The following is a 23875-nucleotide window of genomic DNA, read 5'->3' as shown; positions in this document are numbered from 1 at the left end:
ATGTAACTATGGTGCTGGGCATTTCTGCCAAAGCCGCCTTGAAAGTCAACCATCAGGGCTTCTGCCGCAGGGTGCAGGCCCGCAACGGCCAGGTGCGCCATGTCCCTCAGGAAAGCCACAGTGATTGCCCTGCTGAAACGCCGTCACGCCATGGCCCAGTGTGCCATGGCCGGGGGGGTTGCAGCGCTGTGCGCCCTCAACGCCGCTCCAGCCGCAGCTTTGGCCCCTGGACAGCAGGCGCGCCAAGTGGACGTGGTGCGGGCGGGGGCCGCCTGCAATGGCCTAGCTGACGATACAGCCGTTTTCAAGCGCGTGTTCGCTGCCCTTAACAAAGCAGGGGGTGGGGAGGTGATCCTGCCTGCTGGCAGCAAGTGCACCGTCAACGAAACCCTGGTGGCTGCTGCGCCTATCTATGTCACTGGTGCGGGCAAGCACCTTTCATCCTTACGGATGGTGGCACCCCACAAGGACTTGCTGCTGTGGGCTGGCCATTACTTTGGTGGTGGGGCACGCCACCTCTCCTTTTTCGGCCCTGGCCCCCAAGGGGGTGTTGGTTTGCACGTCATTGGCATGGCCGATTTCCAAGCGACTGACGTCAACGTGGCTGCTTTCCATGACGGCTTCAGGGAAGATGGCGCTGGGGGCCTGCGCCTAACGGCGGTGGATGTCTCCCATGTGGGGCACGACAGCTTCCACATTGTTGGCGGCCCCTTGCAGGTCCTTTCAAACGTAACGGCCTTCAATAACGATGACGAACCCTCCAACGCTGGCGTGCATGTGGAGGCGACAGGCGCCCTGCACCTGGTCAACGCCAGCCTGGACGGCCAGGGCTGGGCCGTTCTCGTGGATCCGGCAGGCCCCCAGCGCCCCCATGCCGGATGGACATCAGGGCAGGCGTTTGACATCTGGATTGATGGTTGCGACCTTGACGACTCCCTCCATAGCGGCCTGCTGCTGAACCCAGGCCATGGCAACCTTATCCACAGCGTGCAAATGACCTCAACACGTGTCGGGGTCTCACGCGGCAATGGGGTGGAAATCGGCGCTGGCACTGCAGGGGGGGAGCCTGGCATCCACAATGTGGTGATGACGGGCGACACCATCGAAGGCAGCCGGCAGGATGGCCTGGTCGTGCAGAATGTCCATGATCTTTCCGTCAGCAACACGCAGGTCATTGGCAATTCGGTTCTGCAACGGGGGCATTCCGGCGTTGTCGTCAAGGGTGGCGACAACATCATCCTCAACGCCATCACATCTGGCCAATGGCGCAACCTACCTGCCACGCAGGATTACGGGCTTGTGGTCTACACCCCCCAAGTCAGCCATATCATCGTCAGCAACAGCATCCTGGCGGGCAATGTGCGCGCCCCCTACCAGTTTAAGGGGGACGCACCAGCCCATGTGCTCCTGAACAACAACTACCCCCGCCAACCAGCACCCTGACCAAGGGCGCTGGCCAGCTTCAAAGGGGTGCTGCCAAGTTAGGAAAGAGGGGTGACGAAGCGCGCCATGATGCGCCTGTCGCCGTGGTCCTGGAAATGGATGGTCAAGCGGTCACCTTCCACAGCCAGAATGGTGCCTTCGCCAAAGCGGTTGTGCTGGACCATCTGCCCCAGCGTGAAGCTGTGGGGGCGCATGGTTGGGCGGGGCCTGGCTGGCGTGCTGCTGGGAACTGACTCAGCAGGCGCGCGCACGGGCGTGGTGGCTGTGCCTGGGCGCCCACTGCCAGCGTCCTGCGCCCTGAAGGTTCCACCCCTGTAAGGGTGCTTAAATGTGCCCCCACTAGGCGCGCCCCAGGCGCTGCGCTGGTGGGGTGCAGGTTGCCCTGGGCGGCGCTGGCTTTGGCGGTAGATGTGATGTTCGGGCAGTTCATCCAAGAAGCGGCTTGGGATGGCATCCTGCCAGCCATTGTACAAGCGCCGCCTGGCAGCGTTCAGCACCACGGCGCGCTTCCTGGCGCGCGTTAGCCCTACATAGGCCAGGCGCCGCTCCTCCTCCAGCCCTTCCTGGCCGCGCTCATCCACAGAGCGCTGGGAGGGGAAGACCCCCTCCTCCCACCCAGGCAGGAAAACGGTATCGAACTCCAACCCCTTGGCAGCGTGCAGCGTCATCAAGGAAAGGCGGCCGCCATCATCGCGCACAGTGTCACTGTCCATCACCAGCGCCACATGTTCCAGGAAGGCTGGCAGGGAGGGGTAGTCCCCCATGGCGTGGAGGAGCTCGGCCAGGTTTTCCAGCCGGCCTGGGGCCTCCACGCTTTTGTCGTCACGCCACATCTGCAGGTAACCACTGCCTTCCAGCACTTGGTTGGCGGCCTGGACATGGCTTGGTCCCAGGCTTTCGCGCAGCCCCCCGCCAGCGCTGGCGCCCTGGTGGGCTTGGAGATCTTGGGCGCCACCTGGCCCTGCGCCCAGCATGGCACGGCCTTTCTCTAGCACCTCCAGCAGCATTGCCAGCTGGGTGGCGGCCTTGCCTTTCATTTTGCCCTCTTTGAGGGTGGCTGCCACAGCTTGCTGCAGCGAAAGCCCGCGCGCGCTGGCCTCATCGCGCAGGCGCTGCAGGGAGGCTGCGCCAACACCACGCCTTGGCACGTTGATGATGCGTTCAAACGCCAGGTCGTCATGGGGCTGGGCCATGGCGCGGATGTAAGCGATGGCGTCACGCACTTCAGCGCGTTCATAAAAGCGCACGCCGCCCACAACTTGGTAGGGCAGGCCTTCGCGCATCAAGACTTCCTCAAACGGCCTGGTCTGGAAGCCAGCGCGTACCAGAACGGCCATATCCCCCCAGTCCTGCGGCACGCTTTGGTGAAGGCGCTTGGCCATCTGCGCCACCAGGCGGGCCTCAGCAGCTGAATCAGCGGCGTCCACCACCATGACGCGCTCGCCTTCCTCTGCCGCGTCAGAGGGGTGGAGGGTCTTGCCAAGCCGCCCCTCGTTGAAACTAATGACGCCAGAAGCCGCCCCCAGGATGTGCGCTGTGGAGCGGTAGTTGCTTTCCAGCCGCACAATGGCGGCACTGGGAAAGTCCTTCTCAAAGCTCAGAATATTGCTGATATCCGCCCCCCGCCAGGAGTAGATGGACTGGTCGTCATCGCCCACGCAGGCGATGTTGGGGGCTCGTGGTGCCTCGCCAGCGCCCTGGCTGCCGCCCGCTTCAGGCTGGGCCAGCATTTTCAGCCATTCGTACTGAATTCGGTTAGTGTCCTGGTACTCATCAACCATGATGTAGCGGAACTTCCTGCGGTACTGCGCCAAGACTTCCGGGTGGGCGCGAAACAAGCTGACCATGTGCAGCATCAGGTCGCCGAAGTCGCAGGCGTTGAGTTCGCGCAGGCGCTGCTGGTAACGGGTGTAGAGCGCGCGCGCCTGGCCGCCGGCCATCCCGTCATCCTCTGTTGGGCCAATGTCGCTTGGCAGAAGCCCGCTATCCTTCCAAAGTTGAATACGGCTGAGGAGCTGCCGCGCTGGCCAGCGCTTCTGGTCAACGGCCTGGCCAGCCATGATTTGCTTGAGGAGCCTCGTCTGGTCATCGCTGTCCAGAACGGTAAAGTCACGCCCAAGCCCCACAAGCGGGGCGTGGGTGCGCAGCATCCGCGCGCAGAGCGCGTGGAACGTGCCAAGCCACATCCCTTCCACAGGCCTGCCGAGCAGCGCGCTGATGCGCTCCCTCATCTCCCTGGCGGCTTTGTTGGTGAAGGTCACAGCCAGCACCTGCCCTGGCCAGGCACGCCCTTCCAACAGGATGTGGGCAAAGCGTGTGGTCAGGACGCGTGTTTTGCCTGTGCCAGCACCAGCCAGGATCAACAAGGGGCCTTCCGTGGTTTCCACAGCGCGCCTTTGGGCCGCGTTCAACCCAGAGAGATAGTCCCCAGCTGCAGCGGTAGCGGTGAAAGGGCCCGTTGGCGGTTCCTCTGGCAGGGGTGGGTGTGCTGTATAATCACTTTGCGCCCCATCCTGCGCCCTCTCTTGTTCTTTTTCAGGGTCAGGGGGGCCTTCAGGGGGTGGGCTGGCCGGGCTGCTGGGGTCAAAGGCGCCATAGGCACCTTCGTCAGCAGGCGGCGGCTCCTCCACTGCGGGGGTGGTGGCCTGGCTGGGGGAAGGTTCCGCCACGCCTTGGTCGCCACTGTACGTGAACAGTGATGGTGTCTCGGCAGGGGGGGAGGGGGAGCGTTGATGGGTCACAACCCTTTTCATAAAGCCTTGGGCGCCTGATGGCCACGCGCAAAACATCCAATCCAGCGCCAGCTTCACCTGCCGCCCCACCAGGGGGGAAGGAAACGGGCAAAGCCGTGACCAAGGGCGCACACACCCCAACCAAGGCGCGCAGCGCGGCGGGGGCTGGCCACAGGGCGCGTTTGCGCGGGCGCATCCTCCGCCACGGGCCAGAGGGGCTGGCTGATTACGAACTGATTGAAGCCTTGCTATTTGCCAGCCACCCAAGGCGTGACACCAAGGCAACCGCCAAGCACTTTTTGGCGGCCTTCAAAGGTTTGGCCGGGCTTCTGGGGGCGGAACCATCAGCCCTAGCCGCTGCTGGCGCCAGCCCCAAAGCCAGCGCCCTGCTAGCGCTGCCTGCGCTTTGCTTGTCCCACTTAGCGCCTGGCCTAACCCTGCGGCCTTGGTTGCTTGAGGGGCCAGAACGGCTGGAAGCCTATCTCCAAGCGGCGCCACAGCCCTTCTCAACCACTCCAGCTCTCCATCAGCCGGGCCCTGGCAAAAGCCCTGCCAACACAGCCCCCACACGCGCTCTCAGGGTGCTTTTCCTGGGCAGCGCCAACAACATCCTAGCTGATGAGAACCTGTTCACCGGTGGCTGGCATGGCGCTCTCCCCCTGCTGGCCAGACGCTGCTTGCTGGTGGGGGCCACGGCGCTGGTGGTGTTGGCACCACCAACCTGGTTGGCGGCCGAACATGGCCAGGCCCGCGCGGCCTTGCGGGATGGCCTGGCTCATTTGGGGGTTGTTATCCACACCATGTTGCCCTTGCCAGCTTTGGATGAGCCTGCCCACCAAAGCGCCGTTGCCCTCCATGGCCCCGTCCAATCGGAGCGTTGCCGGAAACATGCCAGTCCGGAACACGCTAAACCGGCCAAAGTGGATTGGAATGCCCGCCTGCCCACCCTCCACCCAGGGCAACCGGCGTGGCAAACGCTTGAAACGTTGGGCCAGGCCTTGGGCTGCCTGTGGGGCGTGGTGGCGTTGCCACCCAACCTGCAGGCCGCCCTCCGCCAAAATGACTGGGCAGAGGGGGCAGAAGAAAGCCCACCCCCCTTCACGCTGGCTGACAGCGTCCCAGACGCTGACGAGTTCATGGCTGGCCTGACCGCTACGGAGGCAGGTTTGGAAGGCGCCTACTACCCAGCTGGGGCAGCGCCAGAATGGGCCCGTGGAGCAGAAGGGCTGCAGGAAGCCCAGTGCCCCCCTTCAGGCAAGCGCCCCATACCATTGTCCGGCCCAAGCCGCGCGCACCGTATTCAATCCTTGGGAGGGCGCCAAACAGCCCACCATGAAGCTGTGGCCAGTTTGCGCCTGCGCTGCCTTCTACAAGACCCGCTGGCATTGCGCGTTCAGGGGCAGTGGGCCTGGGGGGAGGCCAAACCAGTGGAGGGCACCGCCATGCACCTGATGGTGCTGCGCGCCCTCTGCCACCGTTTAAGCGCAGCCCGCCTGGAAGGGCTGGATTTGCGCCAAGCTCCTTTGGCGCTCCTCCACCATCTAGCCGTCATGATGGGCAATTTGGGGGAAGAGCAGTTCAGGGTGCTGTTCCTCAACCAGCATGGCCACAGCGTTGCTGAACGCATCACAGGAACAGGCACTGTCAATCAAGCGCCCGTCTACCCGCGTGAGATCGCGCGCCTGGCGCTGGAACTCCAGGCGCACAGCGTTCTGGTGGTGCACAACCACCCCAGCGGCGATCCCACCCCCTCTGCCATGGACAAACAGATGACTGACAAAGTGCAGGACGCTTTGGCGCTGGTGGGGGTGGAGTTAGCGGAGCACATCGTAGTGGGTGCCACCCACTGCCACTGCATCATGGCGGGCACGCTTGTGGGCAGCAGCCCCTCAGGCCGCGCTTGACACGCCCCCCTTGAAAGCGTGCGATGGTCTGCGGTGTGGGGTGGCGCGCCAGGGGCCACGGTGGCGCTTGGCGGCGCAGCTGTAGGCACAACAGGAACACACAGCGGCACACAGGGGGTGTACCATGGTTCAGCCCATGCTCAGGCGCGTTCAGGAAGCCGCCCAGATGGATGACGCAGAAGTGCGCCAAGCCAGGCTGCAGGCCGTTGTGCGCGACATCCTGGAAAATGGCTTGCAGGAGGACATGTACCTGGACTTCAAAGAAATGGTGCTGACCAACCGCCCCAGGCCACCTTTCACGCTGCAGCGCAACAGCATGAAGAACTACAGCAAGGCCCTTTCTGGCTTCAGCAACAGTGCTGGCGGTATTTTAGTGTGGGGCTTGATCGACCCGAAGAACTTCGGCCCTGAAGGCGACCTCCGCTCCCCCGCTCAGCGCCTGCAGGATTGCTTCCGCACCTCTGACGGGCATTCGGAAAAGCGCACCCACCGCAACGGCGAACCCGCCATGAGCCTTGAAGGCCCCCTGGGGGCAGCCAACGCTGCGCGCTATGCTGAATTATTGAACTCGCACCTCTCCAAAGCGGTGTTCCCCGCCGCCAGCGCTGTGGAGAACCTTCCCTTCCAGTACGCTTTCACAGGCAGGGACGGCAGGGTGCGTGAGCGCGGCATGGTCATCAGCCTTATCCCGCCGGGGCCTAATGTCCCTTACCGCAGCGAGGTGGACAGGCGCTACTATGTGCGCGCTGGCGAATCCTTCATCGATGCCCAGCCAGAAATGCTGCGCGGCATGTTCGGCCTCCTGCCGCGCGCCTCCTTCCAACTGGGGCTGGAGCGCGACCGCAAGGGCCTCAAACGTATGCGCGGCCGCTCCTCGCCCCTGCCCTTCACGCTGGAGGTGGCCAATGGCGGGCGCGGCATGGGGCAGCATGTCTACGCCATTGTGGAGAACATCCATTGCAGCCGCCTGGAACTAGCGCCAAGCCCTGAATGGCACCTGAAAAGCGCGGCAGGCGCCCCCACCCAGCAGCCAGCTGTGCTGCGCCAGCGCGGCAAGGCGCTTCTGTTCCACACGCCTGAGATGATGCCGCCAACGCATTCATCAGCGCTTTCGCTGGCCTTGGCCCCCATGGGGGTGGACAGCGCCCAGTACGGGCAGGACTTCCCCTTGGCGGAGATCCGCGTTGGCTCCCTCAACAGCGCGCTGACGACAATGCGGTTATTCTACACCCAGCAAACCGTGCGCGACATCAAGGAGGCCCGGCGCGCGCTCAAGGAACTGCACAGTCAAGCCCGCTCCCTGCCAGTGGGTAGCACCACACAGGAGGGGCTTCTGGCCAAGGCGCGCCTGCTTGGGCGGGAGTGCCGGCGCCTAGCGCGGAAAATCGCTTTCATCTCCAACAACTGAACCAACCTTCTAAGCAATCTGCACAGGCCATCCCTTGGTAAATCTGTTGGGCTTTGTTCGGCACTATGAGGCCATGCTGTCAGGCAACGCAGATGGGCAACGCAATCACCATGCGCTAACCTTGCTCCCAGCCACGCCCTGGCCAAAGGCCCAGCGGGTGCGGCACGGCAGGGCGACTGGAAAAGGTTTGGGGGTTTTATGAACACACGCTTTATTCTCCAACCCACCTTGGGCGCCACCGCCCTGCTGGCTGGCAGCAGGCAGGGGCTGGGGCAGGCCGCGCGCTTGGCCACCCCGCTGGACCTCACCATCTGGAATGCCTCAACTAAGGCAAGGCGCCATGCCTACCTCATTTTCGAAGCGTTGCAGGAAGGGTGCAGCTTCTGGTTGCCTGAGAAGACGCTTGATGAATGGTCCTGCCAAGGCCTGCCAGAGGCCAACCCTTGCTTCATGAGCCAGGCGATGGGGGAGAAGGGCTTTTTCGCTGAGAAAACCTTCCTCTGCCTGCGCAGTGCGCTTTTCCCGCCCATCCTGCCTTTTGAGGTCTCAACCAGCTTCGCCATGCCGCAGGCAGCCCTGGTGCCAGGCAAAGGGGTTGAGGGGGGGCGCAAAGCCCTCCTGGCGCGTTTCTATGTTGGCGCTGAAAGCTGTGACATCATGGGCTGGGGCCTGTTCTTTGAACGAAACACAAGGTTCCAGCCAAGCTGCCCAGAAGCCGAGCCCCAGCAGGGCAGCGCCGCCAGCCAGTCCATCACACCTGGGGACCAGGGGTCAGCGCTGAATGAAGCGGAAAGCACGCTTGCTGGAAACGTGGCGGAAACGGGCATGAGTGGTGGGGCACCGCTGCCCCGCTTGCCTCACATCACCTGCCTTCCCCTATCCCCCAGCGCCCTCCACGCCGCCATCAAGAACCCTTTGGGGCAAAACCAACCGTAAAGGTTTTCAACCGCAAACCGTCATAAACCCAAAGTGGTTCCAAGGCTTGTTTGGAATGCCTGTTCCTTTTCAGGTTCAGCATTATAGAAAGCTACGCCCAAACATTTGATCGTTTCATAATGTTCTGCACGAACAGTAAGGAGAAAATCTGCTGAAGCCACAAATGATTTGCCGTGCACCTCCACACCACCAGGCGGTGCCGTCAAGTCCACTTCGGCATTATGGGTGATGTTCAGCAGGGCCTCTTGCTTCCAGGAATCATGTTCCCAAAGATGTTCCCCCTTGGCCTCCAGCAGACATTGGAAATAAAATTGCCGGTTTACCCTATCATTGATGAATAACAGGTAATCTGGCGCGAAACGCCTTCCATCCTTCAAGCTGTAAACGAAATACTCCAGCTCATTACGCAAAAGGAAAATCTCACAGCCCTTAAACCTGCTTTGCAGCTTTGTGATGTGGTTTTGAATATATTTGACAAAGCGTTTTTCTTCTAAAGTGCCATAATTATCATTGTGGGCATACCAACTTTCCCGGGATAGGTCACAACGCAGTTCATCATCAAAATGATTGATTTGGCTGCGCGCACGTTCCGTGGAGGAGAAAGGCAATTTCTCACCCTGAGGCCCAGTGGCGCCATCGTCAGCAACCAACCAGATGTCCTTGACCTTGGAAAACACCTTTTCCATGGGGACAGGGTAAAATGTGCGGCTGCCCATCATGAGGGGCATTTCCCTGTCCATGGCTTTTCTGATTTGGGGCAGAACCGCATGAACCAGCAAATGGTGCTTTTCCTGCGCGGAAAGCCCTTCAAAAGATTTGTTGGGATGGTGGCGGTAAATGATCTCAAATCGGGGCAAGTGCCTTGTCAGGAACACATCAACGCTTTCTAGGCCTGGCAAATGGCGCGCAAGATTCTCATGGCGGAAGAAGTCCCCCTCAGCCACCATGAGGGCAGAGCGCAAAAGCGTTCTGGAGAAAAACTCCTCCGTCAGCTTTATTTTTTTTGTCTCCAAAGCCTCCATGGCTTGGGCGCGCTGCCTGTCATGCAGGCTTTCACTGCGCAGTTCATAAGGGCGCACCTCAAGGGGCTTCTGGAGAAAGGCGTCCAATTCCCTTTCAGTGACTTCCGTGCGCTGCACACGTTTGTTGAGGAGCACAAAACCTTTCCTGTAGGTCTCACTTTTTTGAAAGTGCTCTTTGAGCTTCAAGGTGATTTTGACGCTGCCCCGGTTGATGATCCCTTCACCCAACAGGTCTTCTTTGAGCCCCTCCCAGTAAGCTCCCGTTTTGACGAAATGGTAGAACATGGTTTCAAGGATGCGTTCATGGGCTTGGGGGCTGCGGTCAAATTTCCGTTTGTAACGGTCCGTGCCGAAATCTTGGGAGAACATGCCGGCGTTGTCATATTTTCTAGGCAATTCGTAAGGGAACAACCGGGCGCCCCGACCAATCAGCTGAACATCCTGCAAGGAAACCTTTTTGGTGCTGGCAATGTCAAAGTGGATGATGTCAAAAAGGCTCAACACATCCCAGCCTTCATTCAAGGCCTGAACGGAAAAGATGGTCCTGATGGTATTACGTGGGTCATCCAGCTTTTTAAGCAGGGTGGGATTGTCCTTTTTCTGGCTGTTGTACACCAACGTGCTCTCAGGGGAGAAATCCTCCTTAATGCTGGCTATGAAATGCTGCAGGCCATCTGGGTCCCGGGGGCCAGCCAGGGCGCCACGGCGTTTGGCGTCAGCCAGCCAGGTGAACATCTGCGCAATGGTTAAATCTTCCTGATGGCCCTGGGAAGAGGTTGTTGAGGACGCTTCAGCTTTGCTGAGGGCACTGCGCAAACTGTCCCCCAACTTCAACAAGGGCCTGAAGTCCTCTGGCGTTATGGACTGGATGACGGCGTTGAAAAAATTCCTGTCCTCTTCTGACTGCTTTACTTTGGTGGATTTGACCAGGATGACCGGATTGAGGACCACCCCCAAACTGGCTGCCAGCAACTTGCGGTATTGGCTCAACGCCACCGCATGGACGATGAGCGCGCGTTTCTGGTCAATGGCCTGGGTGGCCTCATTGTAAAGTGGCCTGACCACTTTGCTGTAACCATCTTGGTTGAACGCCTTGAAATCATAGCGCTGGATGATTTTGCTTTTGTATTTCTCAAGAATGTTGGGGTTTTTGTAATCAACAGTGGCCGTGAACTCCAGCAACAGGTTGTCTTGGCGCCTGGCAAAGGCTTTCTGAACAGCGGTTTCCCAGTTCAGCAATTCTTCCTTGTCCTTTTAGTGACGCTTTTCCTGGTTTCCACATTCAAATGGTGGGCTTCATCAGCCAGGAGAACTGTGGGGTTCTGAGCGAAATCATCCAGTCCCAACTCATTTTCTCTTTCAACAGTCAGGGCGTTGTAAAGGCCAGAAGTGGTGGTGAAAATGAAATTGATGATGGCTGGCGGGTTGGGCGCGGCAGCGCGAACAAACCCTGCGCCGCTTTGAATGTGCACAGCCTGGCCATTGATTTTAACGCCCTTGGGGTTGAACAAGTATTTTGGGTTGGGGCCTGATTTGTCACGGGCCACCGTCAAGACGTTTTCGGCTTGCTCCTTGATGTTGAGCTGGTGCACCAAAAACACGAAGTTCCGATAGCCTTGGCTGTAAAGGTAAAGCACCAGGGCAGCCAAGGTGACGGTCTTACCAGTGCCCGTGGCCATGTTGAACAGCAGGTGCCTGGCCTGGGCACGGTCGTTCTCAAACAACCAAATGAAACGCCTGACCGCCTCTTCCTGGTAATCACGCAATGTGCGCGAAAGGTTGTCCGTTATACAGGCGGGTAGTTCCTGGCCTTCATTCTGGGCCCATACCTGGTAGGCGTGGTCTGTGGCCAACTGGTTGAACAGGGCCCCTTCAAGGGATTGTTGGATGGTATCCTGTTGGAGGACAGTTGCCTTGCCCATCAGCCTTCACCGTAGAAACGTGTGGTCAGGGCTTTCTCTTCCCCTGAAACCACGTGGCGCTTGTCATTCATCTCACGCTTGTTGAGGTAGAAGTGGTTTTCGTCCAACACGGCGATGAGCTTCTTTTTGCGTTCCTCCAAACTGAGTTTGCCGTAGTCATGCTCTTCCCTGAACTCCCTGGCATCAGTCCAGAAGGTGAGGAAGGCGTTCCTGAACATGTCGTCCTGCACGGCTTTCAAAGCGCTTAAGCTATCTGCCGCCATGATGCGCTCCAAGAATTCCTGGTTGTATTTCTTCAGTTCAAAATAAACGAACGTGCCCCCACCGTGCCATTTCAAGGCTTCCGAAACCCCGCCTTGCTCGCCAGCGATGACTTTTTTGAGGCGTTCCTTGGTGATGTTCTCGATATAGTCCATCTGCTCAATGCCAATCCAGCGCCGGCCCATTTTATGGGCCACAGCAGCCGTGGTGCCCGAACCAAGATGGTAGTCCAGAACAATATCCCCTGGGTTGGTAATGGCCTTGATGAAAAAAGCCACTATACTTTCAGGCTTGGAATAAGCGAATTTTATATTCATTTCCCTTAAATGACTGCTTGCGTCTTCATTAGTACCTATCCCAAGGGATTTGGTTAGATAATTATTGCCAATAAATTTCTCAGGCGCCATTGGCTTGGTGTTTAACCGTTGAAATCTGATAGCAAATTTATCTGATTTAACAATAAAATAGGTCCCAGACTGAATTTCCTCTTCTAACTTTTCTTGTGTCCAAACAAAATCCCCTTTAAGACGAACTGCTCTATCATTAAGGCCATCAAAAATCTCAAATTCATTCATTATTTCTATTCTGTCAGGTTTTCCAACTTTAACATTACAATCTTTGATATTAAATTTTATAGATTTTTGAGGAAATGTAAGTTCTTTGATTGAATTGCCTCTATGATTTAATGGAGCATCACCATTTTCAGTTAATTTACCTATGTAAGGAATAGATTTATCCATTTTCTTTTCATAAGCATGGATATATTCTACTGAACTACGTGATTTTTTAGACAAATTTGGCGCATTATCAGAATTTTTCCATATAAAGGTTTCAACAAAATTATCGCGCCCGAACACCTCATCCATAAGAACTTTTAAATAAGCCTGCTCTTGATCATCACAATGGACCAATATAACGCCATCATCTTTTAAAAGCTTTTGGGCTATTTCAAGACGGTTTTTCATGAACACCAACCATGATGAATGGTTGAAGTCATCATTATATTTAAAACCGTCACTGCCTGTGTTGTAAGGCGGGTCAATGTAAATGAGCTTCACCTTGCCAGCCAGGCGCGGCTCCAAAGCGTGGAGAGCCAGCAGGTTGTTGCCCTTGATCAGCAGGTTCTGCTTGAGGGCACCTTGTTCGTCAAAAAACTCTACAGTGTTGGCTGTTGGCTGTTGGCTGTTGGCTGTTGGCTGTTGGCTGTTGGCTGTTGGCTGTTGGGATCGCCCACAAACTCAAAGCCTGTCAAGACTTTGGGTTCAAACAGGGTGTTGATGTCCCTGCGGTCCATCGCCTGGTGCAGGTAACGTTCTTCACGTTTTTTGTCTTCTTTGGTCATGCCCCCTTCAAGGACACAATCCTTGAACGGGAAGGACAGCACGACGCTGTTGTCATCCTGCAAGAATCCAGCATGACTGCCCCCTTCCCCGTACAGGCCAATGCGCTTGCCGTAAGTGGTGTGGCGGCCTTTACGGAGCTCATTGCTGGACATGGTGTTCCCTCATGGATTCAAAATCTGGCCTGGGGCAGACAAGGTACGTTGCTTATAGCTCCACCCCAAAGATCCTGCCAAGGTCCCTCAACCCTCTTTCAAAGCTGGTTTGAAGGTGGCGAGGGTGGGGAGGCCAGGCATGGCCCCTTTGGGGAAGGGGCGGTTGACGTGGCCCATTTTGCGGCCTGGGCGGGCCTCCTTTTTGCCGTAGAGGTGAACGGCCGCCGCTTCCTCCCGCAGCATGGCGGGGACCTGGGCCATGTCGTCAGGGCCGATGATGTTGCTCATCGCCACGTCTGAATGGCGCCAGGGCTTGGGCAGTGGCATGTCCGCCACGGAACGGATGTGGGCCTCAAACTGGTCAAGGGTGCAACCATTCTGCGTCCAGTGGCCAGAATTGTGCGGGCGCGGCGCTATTTCGTTGATGAGGAAGCGCCCGTCCTCAGCCTCAAAGAACTCAATGCCCATCAGCCCTTCAAGGCCTAGCTTCTCCGCCAGGTGGCAGGCCAGGACCTCTAGCGCGGCAGTGCGCTCAGGCGTGATGGGGGCTGGCGCGATGGAAAGGCGCAGGATGCCATCACGGTGGTGGTTCTCCGTAGCAGGGAAGTTGATGATGGTGCCAGAGGGGCTGCGCGCCACCATTACGCTGAGCTCGCGCGCGAAGTCCACCTTGCCTTCAGCCACCAGGGGCAGTGGTGGCGCCTTGGCGTCCTGCCCGTTGAGGAGGGCTTCACGCTCCGCCTCCGTCCTGATCCAGCGCTGGCCTTTGCCGTCATAGCCCAGGCGCGTGGTCTTCAGCACGAAGGGCAGGGGGAAGTCAGCCAGCGCCGCCAGTTCGGCCTCAGTGCGGACAGGGCGCCAGGGGGCGACCTCAAAACCAAGTTCTTCAAGGGTGGCTTTCTCCACCAGCCTGTCCTGGCTGATTTGCAGAATGCGGCGCGCCGGGCGCACAGGGCGCAGCGTTTCAAGGTGGGCCAGGCCCTCTTCACTGATATTCTCGAACTCAAACGTCACCACATCGCACTCTGCGGCGAAGCGTTCCAGCACGGCTGGGTCGTCATAGCGGCCCACCGTGGTTTTCCAGGCCACTTCAGAAGCGGGGCTATCTGGCCCGTCAGCCAATATGTGCACGCGCAGCCCCAGCTTGGCTGCAGCTTGGGCGGACATCCGTCCCAATTGCCCACCACCCACAATCCCAATGATGCCTGATGAGGGAAAGCTGGCGAAAACAGCTGAAGCGTTGCCGGGCATGGGCGTGGTGGCTCCTGGAAACGGGGGAAATGATGTGGTCGGGTGGGCAGCCGGGTGAGCTAACCCAGCAGGGAAGGCCTAGGGCAGGAAAAACCATGGGGTATTGGGCAGCCCTTAGCGCTCCTCCATCCCTTACTGGGTCGGCTGCGCTTTCAAGGTTCGTCTGAAGGAGCGGCTGCCACGGAGGCCGTCTGCGCAGCGCGCCAATCAGCCAAGCGCTGGGCCAAGGCAGCATCAGAAAGGGCGATGATAGCAGCCGAAAGCAAGGCAGCGTTCACAGCGCCAGCGCGGCCAATGGCCAACGTGCCCACAGGCACGCCAGCTGGCATCTGCACAATGGAAAGCAGGCTGTCGCGCCCTTTAAGGATGCGGCTTTCCACAGGCACGCCCAGCACGGGGAGGGCCGTCCAGGCTGCCGCCATGCCAGGCAGATGCGCAGCGCCGCCAGCGCCGGCGATGACGGTTTTCAACCCGCGCCCTTGGGCCGTTTTGGCATAGGCTTGCAGCCGGTCTGGCGTGCGGTGGGCTGAAACAATGCGCGCTTCCCAGGGCACCCCCAGGGCGTCCAGCGTTTGGGCGGCATGGCGCATGGTGGGCCAGTCCGACTGGCTGCCCATGATGATGCCCACCTGCGCAGGACCTGGGGCGGTGCCCTTCAAGGGCGCCCCTTGGAGGGCCCCAGCAGCGCTGGCGCTGGCTTGGGCGGCCATCAGGCTTCGGGGGTGGAAGCTGGCGCTTCCGCAGCAGGTGCTTCAGGCGCTGCAGGGATGGCGCCCATGCCATCCTTAAGGCCAGCTTCGGCCTTCTCACGCGCTACACGCTCATTGGCAACGTTGACGGCAGCGTTGAAGTCCGTCTGCGTGCACAGGCCCAGAATAACCGGGTCACGCGGCTTGATGTTGGCGCTGTTCCAGTGCTGGCGTTCGCGCACTTTGGCGATGGTGTCTTTGGTAGTGCCAAGCAGGCGGGCGATCTGCACATCCTGGACCTGCGGGAACTGGCGCAGGATGAAAGCGATGGCGTCAGGCCTGTCGTTGCGGCGGGCAACGGGGGTGTAGCGCGCACCCTTGGTGCGGCGCGTCACGGGGTTTTTGGCAGGCAACAGCTTGAGGCGCGCTGCAGGGTCCTTCTCGCAGCGGGTGATTTCAGCTGCGGAAAGCTGGTGGTTGGCAACAGGGTCATAACCATTGATGCCTGTTGCCACTTCGCCATCAGCAATGGCCTGGATCTCAAGGGGGTGCATGCCGCAGAACTCGGCAATCTGGGTGAACGTCAGGCCAGTCTTGTCGATGAGCCACACAGCGGTGGCCTTGGGCATGAGGGGCTGCTGGGACATGGTCGCATTCACCTCAAACAGGGGTCGAACGATGATTTTAAAAAGGGGCTGGCCGCCTGCCCAAGCGCGCTTGGGGGCAGCCAAGCGCCGTTATTTCTTGGCGCCGAGGTTGCCCAGGCCACCAAACTTCTTGTTGAACTTGGCAACGCGGCCCCCGGTGTCCATGATGCGCTGCACGCCGGTCCAGGCGGGGTGGGTATGGGGGTCGATGTCCAGCTTGATGGTGTCGCCGGGTTTGCCGTAGCAAGAACGCGTCTTGTACTCTGTGCCGTCAGCCAGGATGATGGTGACTTCGTGGTAATCGGGGTGAATATCGGGCTTCATGTATGCAAACCTTACTGTGCTGGGGCTCCGATGCCGACCGGAGCGGATCAAGCGGATGAAGGGCTCTATAACTCATCAAGCAGCCGCTGAAAAGAATGAGGTACCCTTGTTGCCCCCTTTAATGCACCCTCAAGCCCGCCCAACCTCCACGCCAAAGGGGGCTTCGCCTTGGCGCCTGGCCTTGCTGCCCGTGCTGTTGCTGGGCGTTGGCACTGCCATGGCCATGACCGCCTGCCGTGCTGAACCAGGCCAGGGGGCTGAGGCCGCCCAGGCGGAGGAAGCGGAGCCCTTGGTTTCCCCCCAGGCGCGGCTTTACGCTTATTTCGTGGTCAATGGCATGGCGCGCAACGCCTTGCTGAGCCGCCGCTTGGGCGCTACCGACATGCCAACCCTGCTAAAGGTGGACAATGCCGCCCGCCATGCCCTGGAAAATGCCATCAATCATGACATGGCCCCTTCTGAGAACATGCAGGTGGACAAAGCTTTAAGCCGCTACTTGGCTGAAATACCGCCAGGCAGCACCCCTATGGAAGCTTACCCCACAGCGCCACGACCGCAGCACCCCTCTAAGGGTGGGCGTGCCCTCTCTCCCAGCCGCCGCTGACCCCACTAATCCTTAGGGTGGGGAGGTAATTTGAGAAGGTTAATAGGAGCGGAAGCTGGCTCAGATGGGATTGGCACGAAGGACGTCCGCCCTTCCCCACTTCCCTGACCCCACTTCCTTGGTTGGTGGCGTTGCTGAAGAGGGCACGACACCGCACTAGGCTTGGCTGTGGGACCGTCTTACCCTTCAAGGGGAAGTCAGAGTTTCCAGCCAAGGCAAGTGCCTATAAGGGCGCTGACAACAATGATAACGGGGAACGTCCAGCGGCTGTCCATGATTTTTTCCATATGTGTAAAGCCTAGCTTTCACCAGACCCCTTCTTGCAGTTCTTTATGGTTGGCGCTGTGCTTGAGGAACGCCCCGCAGCACATATGATGAGAGCTGACTTAGGCAGCTCCACGCCCGCTTATCTTAATTTCTTATTTAATGCCTTTTTCAAAGCACCAGCCAGCTCCTTCCCCTCCAGGCTACCTGTGCGGCAGAGCCGCCGTATGGGGTGCAAGTCCGTTAAAGCCTGGAATGTCAGGGCGGAAACCCTGTAGGACAGTGGCCCGTTAAGGCCGGTGCGCACTTGCTGACGCCCGCAGGATAAGGCAGCAGAAAGGGCCGGATTGTCTTGAAGGGGTCTAAGCAAAATTTTTACTACCTTTGGGCTTGCACCCTGCATTGCCTTGAAACCCCTAAGCCGGTGTTTCACGCCGGCGTTGGCAGGGTTGGGGCTTTAGGGGAACTGTTGAGGGAGCACGGTTTTGAAAGCGTGGCTTTGGGGCGGCTTTCCCAAGCTTTTGCCCCTCTGCCCAGAAATAAGGCTTCAGAATTTGGAGAGGATCTCTTCTTTCTTCCGTTCGAACTCCTCTGGCGTCAGAACGCCCTTGTCGCGCAAATCAGCGAATTTCTCCAGCAATGCCAGGGCATCCATGTCTTGCTGGGCGCGGGCCTGGGCTTGGGCTGCCTGCTGGGTGGGTGATAGCACCGGGGCCTGGTTGGCCGGGGCAATGCCAACATCTGGACCAGCTTCAGTAAGGAAAGCCTGCTCCTTAACGGCAGGCCCATAACCATAAGGGTTGGGACCGTATTTGTTAGAACCAAGCTGACTTGGCAAGCAATCAAATATCAAGAGCACCTGGTCTAAAACGGTGTATATAAGGAATATTAGCCCTGTGAACAAGGCGACCCCAATCAAACCTGAATTCTCAGGAGCAGTCTGGTTGAACATGGCTTGAATTTGTTTGGCGTTGAAAACCAGAACCACCACGCCACCAAACAACATCACATAGAAAAACCAGTAAACCACCAGCCACCATCCTGAACGGCCAATGTCATGCAAGCGGCGCGTTGAGACAGCCAGATGAGGCAGGATTAATGCCAGGTCAACCAGGCTACCGAGAACACCCCACCAATGGAAGAGGATATCAAGCCCCCCAGCGATAAGAATGAAGATCCACATGAACAGCATGAACCACCAGAATTCCGCCCTGGGGGCACGACCTTTGAAAACGGCATAATTCTTGAAAGCCAACATGAACCATCCCCATCCATTCTGGGGCAAAGCTGGCTTTTCAGGCTGGTCAGTGTTGAGTTGGTAGTGGGTCATGGCGTAGCGCTGGCCTTTTTGAACAAGAACAAGGCAAAACAAAGGGCGCTTGTGGCAGGTCCAAGCGCCCTGATGTTTCAAAACGGCAATGATTTTAAAGAGCTTTTTCCTGCTGGCAAGCGCACCTTAAGCATACTGGAAAGAATAAAAGATCAAGCTTAGTCATGAAGTGCCTAAGCTCAAAGCAGCTGTGACTTAACGACCATCTGCTTGGGCTACGTGGATGTATAAAGTTAATCTGTTCAAGGTTTGTTCAAACTTTTCCCCCTCAATACATCAAAGCGGCTGAGAGGGCGTGAAAGTTACTTGTGCAGAACCTGAGACCAGGAATACAGGCGTGAACCATCATGCAAAAAGGGGCGGTGAAGCGCGCCCCTGGAAAATAACCAAAATGCTTTTAAAATAATGAGATAAATGGCGGAGGGGAAGGGATTCGAACCCTCGATACACCTTGACAGTGTATAACGGTTTAGCAAACCGCCGCCTTCAGCCTCTCGGCCACCCCTCCGCTGACAACGCGTTGTCCACGGCGTTTGCAGGGGTGGTTCTAGCTGTTTTGGCCTGTTTGGTCAACGTGTAATTTGGACTTTAGAGGGGAAAATCCCCTACCTAGCCCCAAGCGGGGTTGAAGGTTGGCGCGCTTGCTCCACAAAAGCCTTGATGAGGGCGGGGGACTTCACCCCTGGCGCGCTTTCCACCCCTGAGGAGACGTCAACAGCCACAGCGCCTGTGGCGGCGATGGCACGGCCCACATTGCTTGGGTTGAGGCCCCCAGCCAGCATCCAGGGGCCTGGGGCGCCCCCTTGGCGCCAGTCACTGAGCAAGCCCCAATCAAAGCGCTGGCCAGCGCCGCCTGGCATGGCCTGGTTTGCCGGTTTGGCCTCCACCACCCAGCGCGCCACACCCTTGGCCATAGCGCTGGGCACGTCTGCTTTGCTTTTGATGGCGCGTGAAAGCCAAACTTCCCTGCGCACCTCGCCCCCTAAACCCTCCCTGCCAAGCGCCTGCTGCAGCATGGCTGCTTGTTCAAGGCTGGTGTAAAGCTGCAGGACGTCCAGCTGGACATGATCTAGAACGGCCTGAATGGTGGCCAGCGTTGGCTTAACGAATAGCCCAACGCGCTTTGGCCCGCCTTGGCTGGCTGGGGGGGCGGCTGCGCTGATGACGGCTGCACGCCCAGCATTAAGTGCGCGGGGGGAGGGGGGGTGAAACACCAATCCAACCCACGCCACGCCAAGCTGGTGGCACAGCGCCAAGTCGCTTGGCGTGGTGAGGCCGCAAATCTTCACCTGCACATTAATTGGTCCAGCCTGGGCAGGCTGGTTGGCAAGCTGAAGGGGGGCGCTTGTCACGGGTTGGTGTGGGCGGCCAGCTCTGCCTGGATGGCGCGCGCAGCCGCTGCTGGGTCTGCTGCTTGAGTGATGGGGCGGCCCACCACGATCCAATCAGCGCCAGCTTCAGCTGCTTGGCCTGGTGTCATGATGCGCTTTTGGTCGTTATGGGCGCTGCCAGCAGGGCGGATGCCAGGCACCACCAGAAGGGGCGCTTCACCCAAAGCCTGGCGCAGGGGGGCGATCTCATGGGCGGAGCACACGAGGCCATCCGCCCCAGCTTCTATGGCAAGCCTGCCCAGGCGCACCACCTGCTGGGCTGGGGTGGCGTCCACCCCCAGTTCCAGGAGGGCAGCACCGTCCAGGCTGGTCAGCACCGTTACAGCGATGAGCTTGGGGCGCGCCCCAGGATTAGCGCTGAAGGCCTCATCGAGGGCATTCCTGGCAGCGCGCACCATGGCGCTGCCGCCAGAGGCGTGGATGGTCATCAGCAAAGGCCCCAAGGGCGCCAAGGCCGCCACGCCCTGGGCCACAGTGTTGGGGATGTCATGCAGCTTGAGGTCCAGGAAAAGCCCCTGCTTGGCGCCAAGCGCCCGCACGGCCTCCAAACCACATGAATAGGTGAATTCAAACCCCAGCTTAATGGCATCCACAACGCCATTCAGCTGCGTGGCCAGTTGCTGGCCATGGGCCAGGCTGTGGGTGTCAATGGCAGCGATGAGCTTGGTACGGCGATGAGCCCCCCGCTGGTTGGCTGAAGGCTGGTTGGCAGGAGCAGGCGTTGTGACCATTATTTGGCCGTCAGCTGGGGCTCATCGCGGCCATCAGCAGTTGTGACAGCTGCTGCCTGGGCTGTGCTGTTGTTGAGGGCATGTTGGGCCACTAGGCCCTGCAGGCGAGCGTTGTCCTTCTCCACCTCGCGCAGCTTCTTTTCAATGCCGCGGCCTTTGCGCCAATCCTTGAACTGGCCCATGGCACCCAGGATGAGCCCAAGCACAAGGCCAGCCACGCCAACGCAGCCCGCCAACATGCCTGCTGAGGCATGGAATTCGCCCAGCGTGCCAGCCAGGTAAATGGCTGTGGGGTCAGCCGGGTTGGGCTGCATGTTGCTGATGGCGAACATGGCCAGCGCGGCCAGATAAAGCACAATAATGAAAAGTCTGACCATGGGGCTGTTCGGTGCCTCTCTGTCTGGGTCGTGGCTAAGGGGCAAGGGGGCGATAGAGGCCCATGGATGGGCCACAACGCCCCCTTTCTAAAAACGCCCCCTTTTTAAGATTGCAGCCATTTTCAAGGCAAGGGCCGTTGCTGTAAATCCATTCAGCGCTGGACTACGTCCTTTCCCCAGGCGCTGTGGGCAGCGCGCAACAGGCCTTACCCCCAGCTGCCCTTTGAAAGGCCCTGCCCCAGGGCGTTTTCTGGGGGCCTGCCATGCAGGGCTCCAGGGTGAAGGCAAGGGGCAAAGCGCACTAGACTGGCGCTATGAGCCACCAAAGCGCACACCCCACCCCAGCCACCATGGCGCTGGGGACTGTTCCCGCACCCCTACCCCCCTTGGCCGTCACCATGGGGGACCCAGCTGGCATCGGGCCTGAAATCACAGCTGCCCTCTGGCGGCAGACCCGTGGCCAGGGACCTGTGTTCTGCTGGTATGGCGACCCCGCCCTCATGGCAGGGGCTATTCCCACCCAAGCCATCACCCACCCAAGCCAGGCAGCTTGCGTGTTCGCTAACGCGCTGCCCGTCATGGTGGTGCGCTGCCCAGAACCCGTCACCCCAGGTACGCTTGACAGCGCCAACAGCCCTGCCGTTGTGGCGGCCATCACCCAGGCCACGCAGGCTGCGCTGGCTGGCGATGTGGCGGGGGTGGTGACGGCCCCCATCGCCAAGCATGTTCTCAAGGCGGCTGGATTCTCTTTCCCTGGGCACACTGAATTCATCGCCTCCCTAACAGGGCAAGGGGGTGAGGAGCTGATGATGCTGGCGTGCCCCCCCAGGGCGTGGGGCCATACGCCCCAGCCAGGGCTGCGGGTGGTTCTGGCCACCATTCACACCAGCTTGGCCAGCGCTGTTGCAGCGCTGCAGGGGGAGGGGGGGCGTGCGCGCATCATGGATGTGGCGCGCCGCACCGTGGCTGCCTTGAAACGTGATTTCGGCCTGCCCAGGCCGCGGCTTTGGGTGGCTGGCCTTAACCCCCACGCTGGGGAGGACGGCATGATGGGCTGTGAGGAGAGGGACGTCATATCCCCAGCCCTTGAAGCCCTCAAAGCGGAGGGGCTTGATGTTGAAGGCCCCATGCCACCCGACACCATGTTCACCCCAGCAGCCAGGGCGCGCTATGACGCTGCCCTGTGCCTTTACCATGACCAGGGGCTGATTCCTTTGAAGACTTTGGGCATGGAGGAGGGGGTAAACATCACCCTGGGGCTTGATGTGGTGCGCACATCGCCAGACCATGGAACGGCCTTTGACATCGCCCGCCCTCCCAGCCAATGGGGCAGCCCTGCCCAAGCAGGGCAGCGCGTGGCCGATGCCCGCAGCCTGCACCAGGCGCTGCTAACGGCCCAGGCCATTGCCAAGGCCCGCAGCACCCACTGAACCCTTATTAACCTTAGTTAGGAGAAAGCACACCATGATCAGGCTTGGCGTCAATGTTGACCACGTTGCCACACTGCGCAATGCACGCGGCGAGAATTACCCAGACCCTGTCGCGGCAGCCCGCATGGCGCTGGAAAATGGCGCAGACGGCATCACCGCCCATGTGCGTGAGGACCGCCGCCACATCAAGGATGACGACATCAAGCGCCTGCGCGCGCTGCCAGCGCCTCTGAACTTCGAAATGGCCGCAACAGATGAGATGACGGCCATGGCCGTTGCCCTCAAACCCCATGCCTGCTGCGTGGTGCCAGAGCGCCGCCAGGAACTAACCACGGAAGGCGGTCTTGACGTTGTGGGGCAGGAAGGTGCGCTCAAACCGCGCATCCAGAAACTGCTTGGGGCTGGCATCCGCGTTTCGCTGTTCATTGACCCCACAGCAGAAAGCGTGGCGGCGGCGCACCGCCTTGGCGCACCTGTGGTGGAACTGCACACAGGCGCTTACGCCGCAGGCAAGGTGGGGGAGCTGGAACGCCTGCGCCAAGCTGCAGCGGCAGCCACCGCCAACGGCATGGAGGTGCACGCAGGTCACGGCCTGACTTTTGAGAATGTGGCCCCCATCACCACCCTGCCAGGGCTGGCTGAGCTCAACATCGGGCATTTCCTCATCAGCCAGGCGGTGTTTGACGGCCTAGGCCCTGTGGTGGCGCGCATGAAGGCGCTCATCAATCCTTGAACCTGGAACTACCACAGGGCGTTTGGGGTCAGTTGCCTTCAGCGCTTGTGATGGCAGCAGCGCAATCAGGTGGGCAGTTTTGGGCTGGGGTGGCTGGGGCGTGCGCGCGTCCTGCCCCTTTCGCCTGAGCTTGGGCCTGAACGTGGGTGAGGACCTGCTGGGCAGCTGCCTTGGCCTGGGCGTCAGCACGCTTTTGGAGGGCGTCAATGTCGTATTGCCGCACGGCTGCGCCCCTGCTTTCAGCGCGCGCCTGGCTGACGGGCCTGATGGTGGGCAGGTCAGGGTTGCCGTCAAACACAGGCACATAGCTGCCTGACTGCTTGGAATAGGTGGCGCTGGTGCTTTGGGGCGGTATCTGGGGCGAACGCGTTGCTGAGACAGGCCCCAGTGGCCAATAGCTGCCAGCAGGGTGCATGGTGGCTTCCGCCTGGCGCAGGCAGCCGCGCACAATCATGGAACAGATGCCGTCTGAGCCCAGATACTCATCATCATTGCCTGCATAATGCACCTCTGAAACGCGGTCATGGTCTAGGCGCACAATCATGGTGCAGTTGTTGCCAGCCCCCCCCATGAAGGACTGGTAAATGCTGACGATGTCCCCAATAGGTATGAATGTGGACCCTTGGGGCGTGGGCAGTGTACGGGTGATGGCGTACTGCCAAATCTGGGTGGTGTCGTTGAGCTTGGCCGTTTTACCGGGGATGCCAGCGCAGGCCTGCAGGTCGAACCCCGTCATGCCGATGAACTCGAACTGGGCACGGTGGGCATCGCGCGAATCGAAATAGCCGCAGCCTGCCAAAGGCAGCACGCCCAAGCCAGCAGCTAGCAATACCCACGCGCAACGGCGCAGGGGCTTGGTGGGGCAGGCACGGCGCAGGGTGGGGCGGGGCGCTCTCAATTTCATTGCGTAACGTTTTAAGGAGAAAGCCGCCCACCCGTCCAGCCCAACCCCTGGTGGCTGGGCACGGTTGAAGTCTGGGT

Annotated in this window: 21 protein-coding genes and 1 tRNA gene; 7 read left to right on the top strand and 15 right to left on the bottom strand. The window is 59.5% G+C overall.

The window, feature by feature from the left end; genetic code table 11:
* Positions 1-99 precede the first annotated feature (99 nt).
* Positions 100-1443 carry a right-handed parallel beta-helix repeat-containing protein gene (locus E3E12_RS08495; protein WP_141443907.1) on the top strand — a complete coding sequence of 448 codons (1344 nt, stop codon included), beginning with the start codon at positions 100-102 and terminating at the stop codon, positions 1441-1443.
* Positions 1444-1481: 38 nt separating this feature from the next.
* On the opposite strand, the gene E3E12_RS08490 is transcribed toward E3E12_RS08495, so the two are convergent.
* On the bottom strand, positions 1482-3920 hold the full coding sequence (locus tag E3E12_RS08490) for an ATP-dependent helicase (protein ID WP_240810636.1): 2439 nt from the start codon (positions 3918-3920) through the stop codon (positions 1482-1484).
* A 293-nt stretch (positions 3921-4213) separates the two neighbouring features.
* On the opposite strand from E3E12_RS08490, the gene E3E12_RS09075 reads away from it, so the two are divergent.
* The 3 genes from E3E12_RS09075 to E3E12_RS08475 all read left to right on the top strand — a co-directional run bounded on the left by E3E12_RS09075 (position 4214) and on the right by E3E12_RS08475 (position 8423).
* Positions 4214-6079, top strand: coding sequence for a JAB domain-containing protein (locus E3E12_RS09075; protein ID WP_141443905.1), 1866 nt, complete (start codon positions 4214-4216; stop codon positions 6077-6079).
* A 124-nt stretch (positions 6080-6203) separates the two neighbouring features.
* Complete coding sequence (locus E3E12_RS08480) at positions 6204-7487, top strand: AlbA family DNA-binding domain-containing protein (RefSeq protein WP_141443904.1); 1284 nt, start codon at positions 6204-6206, stop codon at positions 7485-7487.
* 198 nt (positions 7488-7685) lie between these two features.
* On the top strand, positions 7686-8423 hold the full coding sequence (locus tag E3E12_RS08475; RefSeq protein ID WP_141443903.1) for a hypothetical protein: 738 nt from the start codon (positions 7686-7688) through the stop codon (positions 8421-8423).
* A 20-nt stretch (positions 8424-8443) separates the two neighbouring features.
* On the opposite strand, the gene E3E12_RS08470 is transcribed toward E3E12_RS08475, so the two are convergent.
* The 8 genes from E3E12_RS08470 to rpmE form a co-directional block, all read right to left on the bottom strand.
* A complete protein-coding gene (locus E3E12_RS08470) occupies positions 8444-10684 on the bottom strand; it encodes a hypothetical protein (RefSeq protein WP_206338648.1) in 2241 nt (746 codons plus the stop codon).
* Positions 10678-11367 carry a DEAD/DEAH box helicase family protein gene (locus E3E12_RS08985; protein ID WP_206338647.1) on the bottom strand — a complete coding sequence of 230 codons (690 nt, stop codon included), beginning with the start codon at positions 11365-11367 and terminating at the stop codon, positions 10678-10680. Before E3E12_RS08985 ends, E3E12_RS08470 begins: the two co-directional genes overlap by 7 nt.
* A complete protein-coding gene (locus E3E12_RS08465) occupies positions 11367-12686 on the bottom strand; it encodes a site-specific DNA-methyltransferase (protein ID WP_168194428.1) in 1320 nt (439 codons plus the stop codon). Before E3E12_RS08465 ends, E3E12_RS08985 begins: the two co-directional genes overlap by 1 nt.
* Positions 12687-12784: 98 nt before the next feature.
* Complete coding sequence (locus E3E12_RS08460) at positions 12785-13123, bottom strand: hypothetical protein (RefSeq protein WP_206338646.1); 339 nt, start codon at positions 13121-13123, stop codon at positions 12785-12787.
* 87 nt (positions 13124-13210) lie between these two features.
* Positions 13211-14374: a 5-(carboxyamino)imidazole ribonucleotide synthase gene (locus E3E12_RS08455; protein WP_141443901.1), complete on the bottom strand. Its 1164-nt coding sequence runs from the start codon at positions 14372-14374 to the stop codon at positions 13211-13213.
* A gap of 152 nt (positions 14375-14526) precedes the next feature.
* Complete coding sequence (gene purE, locus E3E12_RS08450) at positions 14527-15033, bottom strand: 5-(carboxyamino)imidazole ribonucleotide mutase (protein WP_286206889.1); 507 nt, start codon at positions 15031-15033, stop codon at positions 14527-14529.
* A gap of 50 nt (positions 15034-15083) precedes the next feature.
* Positions 15084-15710 carry a DUF1013 domain-containing protein gene (locus E3E12_RS08445; RefSeq protein ID WP_141443899.1) on the bottom strand — a complete coding sequence of 209 codons (627 nt, stop codon included), beginning with the start codon at positions 15708-15710 and terminating at the stop codon, positions 15084-15086.
* A 90-nt stretch (positions 15711-15800) separates the two neighbouring features.
* Positions 15801-16034, bottom strand: a complete 234-nt coding sequence (gene rpmE, locus E3E12_RS08440) for a 50S ribosomal protein L31 (RefSeq protein ID WP_141443898.1) — start codon at positions 16032-16034, stop codon at positions 15801-15803.
* A 106-nt stretch (positions 16035-16140) separates the two neighbouring features.
* Here rpmE and E3E12_RS08435 point away from each other — a divergent pair, with 106 nt between their 5' ends.
* Positions 16141-16638 carry a hypothetical protein gene (locus tag E3E12_RS08435; RefSeq protein ID WP_149498288.1) on the top strand — a complete coding sequence of 166 codons (498 nt, stop codon included), beginning with the start codon at positions 16141-16143 and terminating at the stop codon, positions 16636-16638.
* 811 nt (positions 16639-17449) lie between these two features.
* Here the strand turns inward: E3E12_RS08435 and E3E12_RS08430 are convergent.
* From E3E12_RS08430 to E3E12_RS08410, 5 genes are all read right to left on the bottom strand, one after another.
* Positions 17450-18232: a DUF805 domain-containing protein gene (locus E3E12_RS08430; protein ID WP_206338685.1), complete on the bottom strand. Its 783-nt coding sequence runs from the start codon at positions 18230-18232 to the stop codon at positions 17450-17452.
* A gap of 415 nt (positions 18233-18647) precedes the next feature.
* Positions 18648-18740, bottom strand: a tRNA-Ser gene (locus E3E12_RS08425).
* A gap of 97 nt (positions 18741-18837) precedes the next feature.
* Positions 18838-19584 (bottom strand): phosphoribosylanthranilate isomerase, encoded by a 747-nt coding sequence (locus E3E12_RS08420; protein ID WP_240810502.1) that lies wholly within the window; start codon positions 19582-19584, stop codon positions 18838-18840.
* A complete protein-coding gene (gene pyrF, locus E3E12_RS08415) occupies positions 19581-20354 on the bottom strand; it encodes an orotidine-5'-phosphate decarboxylase (protein ID WP_141443896.1) in 774 nt (257 codons plus the stop codon). The genes E3E12_RS08420 and pyrF overlap by 4 nt, the downstream gene beginning before the upstream one ends.
* The gene (locus tag E3E12_RS08410; RefSeq protein ID WP_141443895.1) at positions 20354-20731 is read right to left on the bottom strand and encodes a hypothetical protein; all 378 of its coding nucleotides are present in this window, start codon (positions 20729-20731) and stop codon (positions 20354-20356) included. The genes pyrF and E3E12_RS08410 overlap by 1 nt, the downstream gene beginning before the upstream one ends.
* Positions 20732-21081: 350 nt before the next feature.
* On the opposite strand from E3E12_RS08410, the gene pdxA reads away from it, so the two are divergent.
* Both pdxA and E3E12_RS08400 read left to right on the top strand, forming a co-directional pair.
* The gene (gene pdxA / locus E3E12_RS08405; protein ID WP_141444207.1) at positions 21082-22161 is read left to right on the top strand and encodes a 4-hydroxythreonine-4-phosphate dehydrogenase PdxA; all 1080 of its coding nucleotides are present in this window, start codon (positions 21082-21084) and stop codon (positions 22159-22161) included.
* A gap of 34 nt (positions 22162-22195) precedes the next feature.
* Positions 22196-22894, top strand: coding sequence for a pyridoxine 5'-phosphate synthase (locus E3E12_RS08400; RefSeq protein ID WP_141443894.1), 699 nt, complete (start codon positions 22196-22198; stop codon positions 22892-22894).
* A gap of 28 nt (positions 22895-22922) precedes the next feature.
* On the opposite strand, the gene E3E12_RS09145 is transcribed toward E3E12_RS08400, so the two are convergent.
* Positions 22923-23798 carry a hypothetical protein gene (locus tag E3E12_RS09145; RefSeq protein WP_350337578.1) on the bottom strand — a complete coding sequence of 292 codons (876 nt, stop codon included), beginning with the start codon at positions 23796-23798 and terminating at the stop codon, positions 22923-22925.
* Between the last annotated feature and the right edge of the window lie 77 nt (positions 23799-23875).

Source organism: Formicincola oecophyllae (genome assembly GCF_006542395.2).
Classification (GTDB): domain Bacteria; phylum Pseudomonadota; class Alphaproteobacteria; order Acetobacterales; family Acetobacteraceae; genus Formicincola; species Formicincola oecophyllae.
Note: the sequence above shows the minus strand (reverse complement) of the source record. Positions and strands in the feature narration are given on the sequence as shown.

Excerpts from the sequence above, each read along its gene's own strand:
- rpmE (WP_141443898.1), bottom strand. The coding sequence starts at position 16,034 with ATGAAGCCCGATATTCACCCCGATTACCACGAAGTCACCATCATCCTG.
- E3E12_RS08460 (WP_206338646.1), bottom strand. The coding sequence starts at position 13,123 with ATGTCCAGCAATGAGCTCCGTAAAGGCCGCCACACCACTTACGGCAAG.
- E3E12_RS08445 (WP_141443899.1), bottom strand. The coding sequence starts at position 15,710 with ATGTCCCAGCAGCCCCTCATGCCCAAGGCCACCGCTGTGTGGCTCATC.
- E3E12_RS08455 (WP_141443901.1), bottom strand. The coding sequence starts at position 14,374 with ATGCCCGGCAACGCTTCAGCTGTTTTCGCCAGCTTTCCCTCATCAGGC.
- E3E12_RS08495 (WP_141443907.1), top strand. The coding sequence starts at position 100 with ATGTCCCTCAGGAAAGCCACAGTGATTGCCCTGCTGAAACGCCGTCAC.
- E3E12_RS08475 (WP_141443903.1), top strand. The coding sequence starts at position 7,686 with ATGAACACACGCTTTATTCTCCAACCCACCTTGGGCGCCACCGCCCTG.
- E3E12_RS08430 (WP_206338685.1), bottom strand. The coding sequence starts at position 18,232 with ATGACCCACTACCAACTCAACACTGACCAGCCTGAAAAGCCAGCTTTG.
- E3E12_RS09075 (WP_141443905.1), top strand. The coding sequence starts at position 4,214 with ATGGCCACGCGCAAAACATCCAATCCAGCGCCAGCTTCACCTGCCGCC.
- pyrF (WP_141443896.1), bottom strand. The coding sequence starts at position 20,354 with ATGGTCACAACGCCTGCTCCTGCCAACCAGCCTTCAGCCAACCAGCGG.
- E3E12_RS08985 (WP_206338647.1), bottom strand. The coding sequence starts at position 11,367 with ATGGGCAAGGCAACTGTCCTCCAACAGGATACCATCCAACAATCCCTT.
- E3E12_RS09145 (WP_350337578.1), bottom strand. The coding sequence starts at position 23,798 with ATGAAATTGAGAGCGCCCCGCCCCACCCTGCGCCGTGCCTGCCCCACC.
- E3E12_RS08410 (WP_141443895.1), bottom strand. The coding sequence starts at position 20,731 with ATGGTCAGACTTTTCATTATTGTGCTTTATCTGGCCGCGCTGGCCATG.
- pdxA (WP_141444207.1), top strand. The coding sequence starts at position 21,082 with ATGGCGCTGGGGACTGTTCCCGCACCCCTACCCCCCTTGGCCGTCACC.
- E3E12_RS08480 (WP_141443904.1), top strand. The coding sequence starts at position 6,204 with ATGGTTCAGCCCATGCTCAGGCGCGTTCAGGAAGCCGCCCAGATGGAT.
- E3E12_RS08400 (WP_141443894.1), top strand. The coding sequence starts at position 22,196 with ATGATCAGGCTTGGCGTCAATGTTGACCACGTTGCCACACTGCGCAAT.